Source organism: Streptomyces sp. NPDC127092 (assembly GCF_042722475.1).
In the GTDB taxonomy this organism is placed as follows: domain Bacteria; phylum Actinomycetota; class Actinomycetes; order Streptomycetales; family Streptomycetaceae; genus Streptomyces.
Genome location: NZ_JBHXFE010000009.1, coordinates 90,354 through 103,450 on the forward strand (window position 1 = coordinate 90,354; position 13,097 = coordinate 103,450).

The 13,097-nt window shown below is 73.6% G+C and carries 12 protein-coding genes; 6 read left to right on the forward strand and 6 right to left on the reverse strand.

Features of this window, described 5'->3' with window-relative positions:
- The first annotated feature begins 1 nt into the window (after window position 1).
- The gene (locus ACFWJO_RS10315) at window positions 2–283 is read left to right on the forward strand and encodes a hypothetical protein (RefSeq protein ID WP_386864286.1); all 282 of its coding nucleotides are present in this window, start codon (window positions 2–4) and stop codon (window positions 281–283) included.
- A 28-nt stretch (window positions 284–311) separates the two neighbouring features.
- On the opposite strand, the gene ACFWJO_RS10320 is transcribed toward ACFWJO_RS10315, so the two are convergent.
- Together ACFWJO_RS10320 and ACFWJO_RS10325 are read right to left on the reverse strand one after the other, a co-directional pair.
- Entirely contained in the window at window positions 312–1,070 is a 759-nt protein-coding gene (locus ACFWJO_RS10320) for an RDD family protein (RefSeq protein WP_386864287.1), read from the reverse strand.
- Between the two features lie 129 nt (window positions 1,071–1,199).
- On the reverse strand, window positions 1,200–2,750 hold the full coding sequence (locus ACFWJO_RS10325; protein WP_386864288.1) for an RDD family protein: 1,551 nt from the start codon (window positions 2,748–2,750) through the stop codon (window positions 1,200–1,202).
- Between the two features lie 309 nt (window positions 2,751–3,059).
- Here ACFWJO_RS10325 and ACFWJO_RS10330 point away from each other — a divergent pair, with 309 nt between their 5' ends.
- Window positions 3,060–3,551, forward strand: a complete 492-nt coding sequence (locus ACFWJO_RS10330) for an SsgA family sporulation/cell division regulator (RefSeq protein ID WP_386864289.1) — start codon at window positions 3,060–3,062, stop codon at window positions 3,549–3,551.
- A gap of 101 nt (window positions 3,552–3,652) precedes the next feature.
- On the opposite strand, the gene ACFWJO_RS10335 is transcribed toward ACFWJO_RS10330, so the two are convergent.
- Entirely contained in the window at window positions 3,653–5,002 is a 1,350-nt protein-coding gene (locus tag ACFWJO_RS10335; protein ID WP_386864357.1) for an FAD-binding oxidoreductase, read from the reverse strand.
- A 248-nt stretch (window positions 5,003–5,250) separates the two neighbouring features.
- Here ACFWJO_RS10335 and ACFWJO_RS10340 point away from each other — a divergent pair, with 248 nt between their 5' ends.
- Window positions 5,251–6,798: a hypothetical protein gene (locus tag ACFWJO_RS10340; protein ID WP_386864290.1), complete on the forward strand. Its 1,548-nt coding sequence runs from the start codon at window positions 5,251–5,253 to the stop codon at window positions 6,796–6,798.
- Window positions 6,799–7,060: 262 nt separating this feature from the next.
- Here ACFWJO_RS10340 and hppD read toward each other — a convergent pair whose 3' ends face one another.
- Window positions 7,061–8,206: a 4-hydroxyphenylpyruvate dioxygenase gene (gene hppD / locus ACFWJO_RS10345; protein ID WP_386864291.1), complete on the reverse strand. Its 1,146-nt coding sequence runs from the start codon at window positions 8,204–8,206 to the stop codon at window positions 7,061–7,063.
- 121 nt (window positions 8,207–8,327) lie between these two features.
- On the opposite strand from hppD, the gene ACFWJO_RS10350 reads away from it, so the two are divergent.
- The 3 genes from ACFWJO_RS10350 (at window position 8,328) to ACFWJO_RS10360 (ending at window position 11,114) form a co-directional block, all read left to right on the forward strand.
- The gene (locus ACFWJO_RS10350; RefSeq protein ID WP_384408988.1) at window positions 8,328–8,810 is read left to right on the forward strand and encodes an Lrp/AsnC family transcriptional regulator; all 483 of its coding nucleotides are present in this window, start codon (window positions 8,328–8,330) and stop codon (window positions 8,808–8,810) included.
- 82 nt (window positions 8,811–8,892) lie between these two features.
- On the forward strand, window positions 8,893–9,558 hold the full coding sequence (locus ACFWJO_RS10355) for an ArsR/SmtB family transcription factor (protein WP_386864292.1): 666 nt from the start codon (window positions 8,893–8,895) through the stop codon (window positions 9,556–9,558).
- A gap of 119 nt (window positions 9,559–9,677) precedes the next feature.
- Window positions 9,678–11,114 carry an MFS transporter gene (locus ACFWJO_RS10360; protein WP_386864293.1) on the forward strand — a complete coding sequence of 479 codons (1,437 nt, stop codon included), beginning with the start codon at window positions 9,678–9,680 and terminating at the stop codon, window positions 11,112–11,114.
- Here the strand turns inward: ACFWJO_RS10360 and ACFWJO_RS10365 are convergent.
- Complete coding sequence (locus tag ACFWJO_RS10365; protein ID WP_386864294.1) at window positions 11,047–11,850, reverse strand: S16 family serine protease; 804 nt, start codon at window positions 11,848–11,850, stop codon at window positions 11,047–11,049. The genes ACFWJO_RS10360 and ACFWJO_RS10365 overlap by 68 nt on opposite strands.
- 9 nt (window positions 11,851–11,859) lie before the next feature.
- On the reverse strand, window positions 11,860–13,032 hold the full coding sequence (locus ACFWJO_RS10370) for an alpha/beta hydrolase family protein (protein WP_386864295.1): 1,173 nt from the start codon (window positions 13,030–13,032) through the stop codon (window positions 11,860–11,862).
- Window positions 13,033–13,097 lie beyond the last annotated feature (65 nt).

Below are 13,097 nucleotides of genomic sequence, written 5' to 3' on the forward strand. Positions count from 1 at the left end.
CATGCAGCGACCGAACGCCGCACAGTACGCCTACGGTTCGGCCACCGTCGTGCTCTCGACCGTCGCCCTGCTGCTGCTCTCCGGCACCACCACGGCCCTCGGCATCACAGCCATCTCCGCCGCGGGCCTGATGCTCGGAGTGCTGGTGGCGGTGACGATGCCGGTGCGGGCACGGCACGTCAAGACCTCGGCCGCCACCGCTCCGTCCGGCCCCGGGAACGAGGAGATCCGGGTGCCCGCCGCGCCCGTGGGGGCCGGGGCGGACACCCGGATCGGTTCGTAACCGCGCGCCCCTTTCGGGAGGTTGGCGCCTACTGCGGTACGGACACCACCACCGTCCTGGCCGCCTTGTCGTGAAGGCCCTGCTTGTACGGCTTGTCCACGAGGATCAGGATCAGCAGGAGCAACGGCCACAGACAGGCGCAGCAGATCAGCGCGGGCAGCCAGAGCACGATCGCGCGGATGAGGGAGGCGTTCATCGGCGGCGTCGAGCCGTCGTTGAGCATCGCGACCCGTAGCTTCATCCACTTCTTGCCGAGGGTCTGGCCCTTGTTGGCGGTCATCACGGTGTCGTACGCGACGTACGCCACGATCGTGATCAGCTGGAAGACCAGCTGCCCGCCGCCGTTCAGGCTGTTGACGGTGTCGTCCCAGTCGCTGCCGTCGCCTGCGCGGTCGTACACCTTGAACGGGATGCCGATGATCGCGAGTGGCACGGCGACGATCAGCCAGTCGATGACACGGGCGGCGATGCGCCTGCCGGAGTCGGCGAGCGGCGGCATCCCGGCGAGCGGATCGCCGCCGTAGGGACCGCCGCCGTACGGGTCACCGCCGTACGGCCCGCCGCCGCCGTAGGGTCCGCCTCCGCCGCCGTAGGGTCCTCCGCCTTCGCCACCGCCGTAGGGTCCTCCGCCTTCGCCGTAGGACGGTGGGGGTGGTGGAGGTGACCCGTACGGGTTACCCGGCGGGGGCTGGTCGCCCGACGGCGGGGGCTGGTCCGGCGGCCTCTTCCGGAAGGGGTCGTCGTCGGGCGGCTGACCTGGGGGCGGCGGCGGCTGATCGTTGCTCATGGGGGCAGTGCATCCCGGGCACGGGACCCCCGCAATCGATCGCCCGCCGTTCGGGGGACGGCGGGCGGACCGGTGGAGGGGTGGCCTAGGCCGTTTCTTTCGGACCCGGCCAAGACCGGAAGAGACGGCCTAGCGGGCTACGAAGGTGCCGGCCGCCTTGTCGTGCCAGCACTGGCGCCAGGGCCGGTCGAACACGCACCAGAGGACGTTGAGCAGCCCGACGCCGAGCAGCCCGAGCACCGCGTAGAGGAGCCAGCGGCGCAGCGCGGCGCCGAAGGTCGGCGGCTCGTGCGCCTCGATGTCCCGGACCTCGATCCCGCACAGCTTCTTGCCGAGCGTGCGGCCCCACCGCGACGTGGGCAGCGCCTCGTACAGCGCGCCGAGCACGAGGAAGGCGGCGAGCACGATCCCGAACTGCACGGAGGTGGTGCCGTCGACCAGCCAGACCTGGACGGTGACGCCCGACTGCTTGGCGGCCTCGATCTTCTCGTCGATGTGCTGGAGCGCGGCCGTGACGAAGGGGTACGACACGGCGCCGACCAGCGCCCCGAGCACCAGCCCGTCGACGAGCCGCGCCAGCAGGCGCCGTCCGAGTCCGGCGGGCTTCGCCGCGGCCTGCGCCCGGGCGGCGGACAGGAACACGTCCTCGACGGGCGGCTTCCACGGCACGACGGGCTGGTCCTGTGCCGCCGACGCGGACGGCTGGGGCTGAGCCGGGGCCTGGGGCTGGACCGGGGCCTGGGGCTGGGCCTGGACCGGGGCCTGGGGCTGCGGCCGGGCGGGGGCGGGAGGCTGCGGGGCCCAGGAGGCCGGGGCGGGCGCCGGGTTGACGGGCATGCCGCCGAGCCGCTGGCCCGGGAGACCGGTCTGCGCGGGCGGCGCCTCGGCCGCGGGGGCGCTGCCGCCGGCCTCGGGCCACGCGGGAGCGGGAGCCGGGGCCGGACCGGGGGTGGGCGCCGGAGCGGGGAGAGGTGCCGGGACGGGGAGAGGTGCCGGGGCGGGGGCCGGGGCGGAGGTCGCTGCCGCGGCCGGTGCGGCCGGTGCGGCCTGCTGCGCGGGCGGCGCCGCGGCCGGAGGCGTGGCGGTCGGGGGCGTGGCCGCCGGTTCCGGCTGCTCGGCGGCGGGAGCCGGCGCCTCGCGTCGCATCGAGACCCCGCCGCTCGCGGGCCGACTCTCGGGCTTCGGTGCGCCCGCCGCCGGCCAGGCCGTCGCCGCGCGCGGGTCCTCCGCCGCGCCCCACGACACCCTCTGGTCGCGCTCGCCGCCGAAGCCGGTCTGCCGGGAGGTGCTGGCCTGCCACGCCGAGGCGGGCTCCTGCGGTGCCGGCGACTGCTGCGGCTCGGGCGCGGGCTGCGGCCCGGACTGAGGCCCGGACTGGGGTCGGGATTCGGCGGGGGCCGGGTCCTCGTCGAAGAAGACCGGCCCGGTCTCCTCGACGGCGGGGACGGCGGGGACGGCCGGAGCCGAAGGCACGGACGGGGCCGGAGCCGGGCTCGGGGCCAGCTGGGGCGCCACGGGGACCGGCGGGGCCGGAAGCGCCTCGCCCTCCTTGGGCGCGGGGCGGCTCGTGCCGGGCACCCAGGCGCCGCCGTTCCAGAAGCGGATGTACCCCGGAATCGACGGATCCGGGTAGTAGCCCGCCTGCGGTACGTCTCCGCCGCCTCCAGGAGGAGTAGCCACTGCCCCGACTCCGTTCAGTCACAACGCCTTTGGTCCGCCCGGGCCGCGCGTCGACCGCGCCGACCGCGCCGAGCCCAAGGAGGACAGTAACGAAGAACGCCGCCGCAGGGACAAGGAGCCCACCAGAAAGCCCGCCTTCGAGGGACAGCCCCGGCGTTTCGTCACAGAGGGTGATCCTCGGGCCTCGGGAACCTCCCCGAAAAAATTCCTCGGAAAGTTTCCCGAAGTCGCGTAATGGATCCGCCCGACCCCTCTCTCCCTACGTGAAGGCCCACCGCGGGCCCGTACTGAGAGAGAGGCAGCAGCACCATGCAGAACACCGAGAACAACGTCGTCGAGCGCGAGCTCGAGCTGAAGCTCGTCCTCTCCCCCGAGCGCTCGATCCCGGTCCCGGCCCGGCTCGCGTACCGCGTGGACGACCCGTACGCCGTCCACATCACCTTCCACGTCGGCTCCGAGCACCCGGTCAACTGGACCTTCGCCCGCGAACTGCTCGTCGAGGGCGTCTTCCGGCCCTGCGGCCACGGTGACGTCCGGATCTGGCCGACCAAGGTGGAGGGCCGCAACGTGATCCTCATGGCGTTGTCGTCGCCGGACGGCGACGCGCTCCTGGAGGCGCCGTCCGCGCAGGTGTCCGCCTGGCTGGAGCGGACCCTGCGCGCGGTCCCGCCGGGCACCGAGACCGAGCAGCTCGGCATCGACGACGGTCTGGCCGAACTCCTCGCCACCACGGTCGTGGCGGACGAGCTGTGGCTGAGCGACCCGTGGCCGTCGGACGAGTCCACCGAGGGCGAGATGTGAGCCCGGTGCGAGGCAGCTCCGTGCGCGGCAGAGCCGTACGAGACAGCCCCGAACGTGACGGCCCCGCACGAGGCAGCTCCGTACGAGAAGGGGCGCGAGTGTCAGAAGAGCTTGCCCGGGTTCAGGAGGCCCAGGGGGTCGAAGGTCTTCTTGATCCCGCGCTGCAGCTCCACGCCCACCGGCCCGAGCTCCCGCGCCAGCCACTCCTTCTTCAGCACGCCCACCCCGTGCTCACCGGTGATCGTGCCGCCCAGCGCGAGCCCGAGCGCCATGATCTCGTCGAAGGACTCGCGCGCCCGGCGCGACTCGTCCTCGTCGGCGTGGTCGAAGCAGACGACGGGATGGGTGTTGCCGTCGCCCGCGTGCGCGCAGACCCCGATGGTCAGCCCGTACTTCTCCGCGATGTCCGCCGTGCCCGTGAGCATCGCGGCGAGCTTGGTGCGCGGCACGCACACGTCGTCGATCATCGTCGCCGTCTTGATGGTCTCCAGGGCGGTGAGCGAGAGCCGGCGCGCCTGGAGGAGCAGTTCGGACTCTGCGGCGTCCTCGGCCGGTACGACCTCGGTCGCCCCGGCGGCCCGGCACAGCTCACCCACCGCGGCGAGGTCGGCAGCCGGGTCGGGGGTGTCGAACGCGCACAGCAGGAGCGCCTCGGTGCTGTCGGGCAGGCCCATGTGCGCGAGCCGGTTGACGGCGCGGACGGTGGTGCCGTCCATGAGTTCGAGGAGCGACGGCGTGTGGCCGCGCTCCATGATCGCGCAGACGGCCTCGCAGGCGGCCTCCGCCGAGGGGAACTCGGCGGCGAGCGCGAGCTGCGCCGGCGGCTGCGGCTTCAGCGCGAGCACGGCCCCGACAACGATGCCGAGGCTGCCCTCGGAGCCGACGAAGAGCCGCGTCAGGTCGTATCCGGCGACGCCCTTCGCGGTGCGCCGGCCGGTGCGCAGCAGCCGCCCGTCGGCGAGGACGACGTCGAGGCCGAGCACGTACTCGGCGGTGACCCCGTACTTCACGCAGCACAGGCCGCCGGACGCGGTGCCGATGTTGCCGCCGATGGTGCACATCTCCCAGCTGGACGGGTCCGGCGGGTAGTACAGGCCGTGCTCCGCGACGGCCCGGGAGAGGACGGCGTTGATCACGCCCGGCTCGACGACGGCGATCCGGTCGACCGGGCTGATCTCCAGGATGCGGTCCATCTTGACGAGGGAGAGCACGACGCAGCCGTCGGAGGCGTTAGCGGCGCCCGACAGACCGGTCCGGGCGCCCTGCGGGACGACCGGGACGCGCAGCTCGGTCGCCGTGCGCATGACGTGCTGGACCTGTTCGACGGTGCGCGGGAGCACGACGGCCGCGGGGGTGCCGGCCGTGCAGAAGCTCGCCATGTCGCGGGAGTAGGAGGCCATGACGTCCGGGTCGGTGAGCACGGCGTCGGCGGGCAGCCCGGCCCGGAGCATCGTGTGGAGCCGCGCGACGAGGCCGGCCCCCTGAGGGTCGCCCGGCTGGGGGTGGCCCTGCTGGGGGTGGCCTTGCTGGGAGTCGTCCGGCTGGGAGTCGTCCGGGTGCGGGTGGTCCGGCCGAGGATCGTCCTGCTGAAGATCGTCCATGCCTCCAGCGTGGCACCCGGGGCCATCGGTGTGAACCCGCCGGAACGGGCGGCTCGTGTGCTCTTCGTACAGCCGCGTACGGGCGCACAGTGAGCGCCATGAAGACCGAGAACGTGTCGAGGGCGGTCCTCGCCGGCGGGGCCGTCGCGGTGCTCGCGGCGGCGGCCCTTCTGTACGTGCCCGAGCTGGCCGGCCGGACGCCGCCGCCCGCGCCGGGTCCTGCCGAGCGGGCCGCGGAGGCGGCCCACGCGGGCGCGCAGGCGGCGCTGCCCGATCTGGTCGCGCTGATCGGCGACCGGGAGAAGTGGCTGAAGGCCCATCCCGGTGACGAGGCGTCATGGACGGTGCTCGGCGCGGCCTACACGGAGCGTGGTCTGCGGCGCGCCGACCCCGCGGACCTGCCGCGCGCGGAGGCGGCCCTGAAGCGCTCCCTCGCGGTGCGGCCGGCCGCCCGCGGGAACCTGGACGCCCAGCTGGGCATGGCGGCGCTCGCGAACGCCCGCGGCGACTGGAAGTCGGCCAGGGAGTGGGGCGAGCGGGTGCGCACCGCGGATCCGAAGCGCTGGCCGGCGTATCCGGTGCTGATCGACGCGTACAACGGCCTCGGCGACTACAAGGCGGCCGCCAAGGCGACGGAGACGCTGACCGAGCTGCACTCGGGCGCGGCGGTCAGCGCGCGTTCGGCGCAGCTGTACCGCAACCGCGGCTGGCGCGAGGACGCGGGCGCGGCGGCCGCGGACGCGGTGGCGCTGGCCGCGACGGACGCGGAGAAGGCGGCGGCGCTCGCCCGGCTCGGCGACCTGGCGTGGGAGCGGGGCGAGCCGGAGGAGGCGCTGGCGCAGTACGGGGCGGCGCTCGGGCTCGTACCGGGGCACGGCCCCTCGCTCGCGGGCCGGGCGCGGGCGCTCGCGGCGCTCGGCCGGACGCGGGAGGCGGTGCGCGACTGGCGGGCCGCGCTGGAGCGGCTGCCGCTGCCGGAGTACTTCCTGGAGGCGGGCGAGCTGCACGAGGCGCTGGACCGGGACGAGGAGGCGCAGGCGCTGTACGAGCGGCTGCGGACCGGCGCCTGGCCGGGCGCGGAGGTGGTGCTCGGGCTGCTCGACGCGGACCACGGCGACCCGGCGGCGGCGGTGCGGCGGCTGCGCGCGGAGTGGGCGCGGGGGCACCGTTCGGTGCAGGTCGCGGACGCGCTCGGCTGGGCCCTCTTCCGGTCGGGCGAGCCTAAGGAGGCCCTGGAGTTCGCGAAGCGGGCCACCGACGAGGGGCTGCGCAGCGCGCTCTTCGCGTACCACCGCGGTGAGATCGAGCGGGCGCTGGAGGACTACGGCCCTGCGCGCCGCCACCTCGCGGAGGCGCTGCGGACCAACCCGTCCTTCTCGCCGCTGTTCGCGCCGCGCGCGCAACAGGCCGTGAAGGCGCTCGGCGAACCGCCGGACGAACTGCCCAAGGACGTGCGGACTGATGACGTACGGCCGGGGGACGCGCGGGCTGGGGAGGCCCGGCCCGGGGAGGCTGAGAAGCCGGGGGCGGCGGTGGAGCCGGAGGGGGCGGTGACGCCGGAGGCGGCGGTGAAGCCCGACGTGCCGAAGGCCGGCGGGGGTGGTGGCGCGGGGGCCGTTCCGGGAACCGCGTCCGGGACTGCATGATTTACGGCGCGGTCTGGTCCGGAAGACGTGCGGGCGCGGTCTCCGCGCCACAAATCACGCGTCACGTCCCGAACGCGGTTCCCTCCACGTCCCCCGCTCCTGTCCGTCGTGCGTCCGACGGCCCCCGGGCGAGCCCCCCGTAACCCGCCCGGGGTGTCACCGGGGATGCCCCTGGCGCGGTCGGCGTGCGCCGGGGCGTGACAGGGGCCCGGCCCCGGGGTGTCGCCCCTGGACCGGGCCCCTCGTGTCGGGGGATGCGCGGCTACAGGTTGCCGCGGCGCTCCTGCTCGCGCTCGATCGCCTCGAACAGGGCCTTGAAGTTGCCCTTGCCGAAGCCCATGGAGCCGTGACGCTCGATCATCTCGAAGAAGACGGTCGGGCGGTCCTGCACCGGCTTGGTGAAGATCTGCAGCAGGTAGCCGTCCTCGTCGCGGTCCGCGAGGATCTTCAGCTCGCGCAGCTCGTCGATCGGGACGCGGGTGTCGCCGACCCACTCGCCGAGCGTGTCGTAGTACGCGTCCGGGACGGAGAGGAACTCGACGCCCGCGGCGCGCATGGCGCGCACGGTGGCGACGATGTCGTTGGTGGCGAGGGCGATGTGCTGGACGCCCGGGCCGCCGTAGAACTCGAGGTACTCGTCGATCTGCGACTTCTTCTTCGCGATCGCCGGCTCGTTGATCGGGAACTTGACCTTCTTGGTGCCGTCGGCGACGACCTTGGACATCAGGGCCGAGTACTCGGTCGCGATGTCGTCGCCCACGAACTCCTTCATGTTCGTGAAGCCCATGACCTTGTTGTAGAAGGCCACCCACTCGTTCATCTTGCCGAGCTCGACGTTGCCGACGCAGTGGTCGATGGCCTGGAAGGTGCGCTTGGCCGGCGGCTCGACGAGGGGGGCGGCGGCGGTGTAGCCGGGGAGGTACGGGCCGTCGTAGCCGGAGCGGTCGACGAGGGTGTGGCGGGTCTTGCCGTAGGTGGCGATGGCGGCGAGGACGACGGTGCCGTGCTCGTCCTTGAGCTCGTACGGCTCGACCAGGCCGGTGGCGCCCTGCTCGACGGCGTGGGCGTAGGCGGCGCGCGCGTCCGGCACCTCGATCGCCAGGTCGATCACGCCGTCACCGTGCTGGGCGACGTGCTCGGCGAGGAAGTGGCCCCAGTCGGTGGAGGCCTTGATGACGGAGGTGAACACGAAACGCGCGGCGCCGTTGGTGAGGACGTACGACGCCGTCTCCCGGCTGCCGTTCTCCGGTCCGGAGTAGGCGACGAGCTTCATGCCGAAGGCCGTGGAGTAGTAGTGCGCGGCCTGCTTGGCGTTGCCGACGGCGAAGACGACCGCGTCCATTCCCTTGACCGGGAAGGGATCGGCCTCACGCGCGGTGGAAGGGGTGTGATCGATGGTCTCAGTCATGGGAGCAGAGTCGCGCTGGTCGGCAGGCTGCGCAATAGTTTCTTGTTCCCCTGGTCAATGTGTACAGCGACTGGGCAGTATGGGCGGGCGACTTGTACATCATGACCATCGGGAGGCCCCTGTGGCGATCGATCATCTGGACGGCCGCCTGATCGCGCTGCTCGCGCGCGAGCCCCGGATCGGGGTCCTGGAGGCCTCGCGGCGGCTCGGGGTGGCGCGCGGCACGGTCCAGGCGCGGCTCGACCGGCTTCAGTCGAACGGGGTCATCCGCGGTTTCGGCCCCCAGGTCGACCCCGCGGCCCTGGGCTACCCGGTCACCGCCTTCGCGACCCTGGAGATCAAGCAGGGCCAGGGCGCCGACGTACGGGGGCACCTGGCGACCGTCCCGGAGGTCCTGGAGCTGCACACCACGACCGGCCACGGCGACATGCTGTGCCGGCTCGTGGCCCGCTCCAACGCCGATCTCCAGCGGGTGATCGACCGGGTCGTCGGTTTCGACGGCATCGTCCGGGCCTCCACGGCGATCGTCATGGAGAACCCGGTCCCGCTGCGGATCATCCCGCTGGTGGAACAGGCCGCGGAGGACCGCGAACCGCCGCGGTAGCCGTCGGGGTCCTTCGTCGAGTTGCAAAGAAGTTCTGCAAAAAACCCTTGCAGCGGTCTCTTTGCAACTCTACGGTTGTGTCATGCCCGAGAACGAGAACGAGAACGAGAGCGGGAACGAGAGAGCGCGCGAGAACGAGGGCGCGAACGCAGGCGAGCGTGCAGTCGCGGCGGCCGGCCCTTCCGGTAGCCGCGTCCTCGACCCGCGCTCCTTGCGTGCCCTGGCCCACCCGCTGCGCATCCAGATGCTCCGCGCCCTGCGCCACCACGGCCCGGCCACCGCCTCCCGACTCGCCGAGCGGCTGGGCGAGTCCAGCGGCGCCACCAGCTACCACCTGCGCCAGCTCGCCGCCCACGGCTTCGTCGAGGACGCGCCGGAGCTCGGCAAGGGCCGGGAGCGCTGGTGGAAGGCCTCCCAGCAGGGCACCTCGTTCGACGCGTCACTGCACAAGAACCCGGACCCCGAGGTCCAGGGTGCCGTCGAGGTCTTCCTCCACGAGATCGCGAACATCCACACCCAGGAGCTCAACACCTACCTCGGCACCCGCCACCAGTTCGACGAGGTCTGGCAGGACTCCTCCGACATGAGCGACTTCACGCTCCACCTCTCGCCGGAGCGCGCGCACGAGCTCAACACGAGGATCCACGACCTGATCGAGGAGTACCGCGCGAACGCCGAGCCCGAGGGCACGCAGACGCAGCGGATACGGATGCACCTGCACGCCTTCCCGCAGCACGGCGCCAACTGACGCCGCTCTTCCCGAGATCCGACAACCGGATACGGGAACCGAGCACCGAGCACCGAGCACCGAGCACCGAGCACCGAGACGCTACTCAAGAGCCGCTGACCGAACCGGGGGGAACCGCCATGTCCGCGCGCGAACCGTCACGTCCGCCGAAACTCACCGACCCGCACGCGGATTCGCGCTCGCGGTCGCCCCTGGCCGCCGTCCTGTCGGCCAACGCCGTCTCCATCAGCGGCAATTCGCTCACCCTCATCGGCGTGCCGTGGTTCGCCCTGGAGACCACCGGAAGCGCCGGCAAGGCCGGCCTGGTCGCCTTCTGCGCCGCCGCGCCCGTCGTCGTGTCCGCCCTCGCGGGCGGCCCGGTCATCGACCGGATCGGCCGCCGCCGGGTCTCCGTCGTCTCCGACCTGGTCTGCGCCCTCGCCCTCGCCGCGATCCCGCTGCTGAGCCGGGCCGGTCTGCTGCAGTTCTGGCTGCTGTGCGCGCTGATGGCTGTCACCGGCCTCTTCCACGCGCCCGGCGAGACCGCCCGCCACGTCCTCGTCCCCGACCTCGCCCGGCACGCCGGCACTCCGCTGTCCCCCGCCGCCAGCCTCTACGACGCCGTCTCGCGCGGCGCACGGATGGCCGGCGCCGCCGTCGGCGGCCTGCTCGTGGCGCTGATAGGCGCCGACACTGTGCTCTACGTCGACGCCGCCACCTTCTTGGTCTCCGCGCTGCTCGTTCTCGCGGGCCTGCGCGGTGTCCCGGCCGCCGAACCCTTGCGCGACGCACCGGCGTTGAGCCTGGCCTCCTACCGGGCCGACCTGCGCGAGGGCTACTCCTTCCTGCTGCGCACCCGGCTGCTGCTCGCCGTCAACCTCATGGTGATGGTCACCAACGGACTCGCCCTGAGCTGGAGCGCGGTGCTGCTGCCGATCCACGCCCGCGAGGAGCTCGGCGGCTCGGCTGCTCAGGGTCTGCTGGTCGCCGTCTTCGGCGGAAGCGCCCTCGCCGGCGCGCTGCTCTACGGCGTCATGGGCCACCGATTCCCGCGCCGGCCGGTCTTCACGGCCGGCTTCCTGATATCCGGCGCGCCCATCGTCACGGCCGCGCTCACCGACACCGTTCCGCCGATGCTCGTGGCGGCGGCGCTCGGCGGGCTGGGCGCCGGGGTGCTCAACCCGATCCTCACGACCGCCTTCTACGAGGTGGTGCCCGAGGAGCTGCGCAGCCGCGTCGGCGGCGCCAGCACGGCCTCCGTGCTGCTCATCAATCCGCTCGGCGCCCTCATCGCCGGCTTCCTGGTGGAGAGCGTGGGGATCACCGCGGCGCTGCTCACGGTCGGCGGGGCGTTCGTCTTGGCGACACTGTCGCCGGTGCTGTTCCCCGTCTGGCGGGAGCTGGACGCCCCGGCGAGGACGAAGACAGCGGCCGCGACCGGCGCGCAGGTCCCGGCGGCGGGGGCCGGGCTCGGCGGGCCGACGGACGGGGTACCGCCCGTGACGGGCCCTAGCAGCTCGGGACCTTCGACTCCTGGCCCTGCTCCAGTGCCCGGAGGGACGACACCGCGTCGCTGAGCGTGGTCACCGGGACCAGCCGCAGCCCCTTCGGCTGCTCGGCCTGCGCGTCGGAGCACTCGGCCTTCGGCACCAGGAAGACGGTGGCACCGTCCCGGGCGGCGGCCTGCGTCTTCAGGGACACGCCGCCGACCGCGCCGACCGTGCCGTCCGGCTCGATCGTGCCCGTCCCGGCGACGGCCCGGCCGCCGGTCAGCTCGCCGCCGTCGCCGTCCCCGTCGATCTTGTCGACGATGCCGAGGGAGAACAGCAGCCCGGCGCTGGGGCCGCCGACGTCGGCGAGGTGGAGGGTGACCTTCACCTTCTTCGGGTCCAGCTTCAGATAGCCGAGCGCGGCGAGGGTCGCCGCGTCCTGCGACTCCTTCATCTGGCCCAGGTTGCGCTGCTCGATCTCCTCGTCGGACTTGCCCGTCGGGTAGACGGAGGACTTCGGCAGCACGGCCCGGTCGGTGCGGAACCAGGCGTCGGCCACGTCCGCCAGGTCGAGCGAGGCCGACGGCCCGGTCGCCAGGATCGTCGTCATCCGCAACTGGCCCTCGGTCGGGCGGACCGGGACGCCGGTGACGGTGATCACCTCGCGGCCCTGGTCCTTGCCGAGCACGTCGACGGTCGTGCCGGGCTGTGCGATGGCGTACGGCAGCGGTGCGAGCCCGGCGACGGCGAACAGCGCGGCGACGGGCAGGGCGCAGAGCGCGAGGGCACGGGTGCGCGGGAGACCGGCGAGACGGGAGAGCACGCCCCCAATCTACTGGGCGCCCGCCCGGCCGCCGTCGCGCCGGTCCTCGCGCAGGTGGCGCGCGAAGAAGGTCCCCACCTCGCGCCGCAGCGTCGCGAGCGTCGCGGCCGGGTCGCCGGTGCCGACGAGGGCGGCACGGGCCTCGGCCGTCACCAGGCCGGCGGCGTGCAGGGGCGGGACCAGCGAGCCGTAGTCGGTGAAGGCCCAGTGGTTCGCGGCGGCGAGCAGTGCGCGGCGGCCGGGCAGGCCCGCCCAGGAGGACTCGACGCGGGCGGCTTCCGCGAAGCCGTCGGTACGGAACAGCAGCAGCGGCCTGTCGAAGCCGAGCGGCGGCGGTTCCCGGTCGAGGTAGCCCTCCAGGTTCGCCACCGCGCCGATCCGGCGGTCGCCGTGGGCCGCGTACACCACCGCCGTGCCGCCCGCGGAGTGCCCGTACATCCCGATCCTGGCCGGGTCCATGACCCGCGCGAGCGCCGGCTCTCCCAGACTGCCCCGGACGAGCCGGTCGACGACGAAACGGAGGTCGGCGACGCGGGTGTCGGTCATCGTCCGGAAGGTCGCCGGGTCCGGCGGCCCGGCGAGGACGGTCGTCCGCATCCCGGTCGGCAGCTCCACCTGGGTGGCGTCGCCGGGGTGGTCGACGAGCACGACCACCCGGCCGCGACTGGCCAGGTCCTCGGCGAGGGTGCTGCCGAGGGTGCGGGAGTCGCCGCCGCCCGGCGAGTACAGGAGCACCGGCCGACGCCCGGGCAGCGGCGGTGCGCCGACGTGCCCGTGGGTGAGGACCGCGCCCCAGTCCACCGCGCCCGGCCCGGGCAGCCCCGGGTGGACGTGCGGCGCGTACTCGGCGAAGACCTCGGCCTCGGCCGGAGTGAGCTGGGGTGCCCGGCGGAAGCCCCGTACGGAGCACGCCGGGTACAGGACGGTCAGCATCAGCTCCCGTACGCCACCCACCCACGGGTCGGTACGGCCCGGGTCGGTCAGATGGACGGTGCGCAGGCCCACGGGATACGGGCCGCTGGGCGCGGGCAGCCGGAGGAGCGGGCCGCGGTCGGCGACGGCGGCGTGCCTGGCCCCGGCTCCGTTCGCTGGCCCGGGCCAGGCCGGTGCCTCGGCAGCGGGCAGCAGAGCGGCGGCGGTCCCGAGCAGGGCGCCCTTGAGAAGAATGCGTCGAGAGGTCATACGGGCATGCTGGGCGCGGGGCCCGTGGCGTCGCGAAGCTTCAGGCCCTGCCCGAAAGGCTGGCG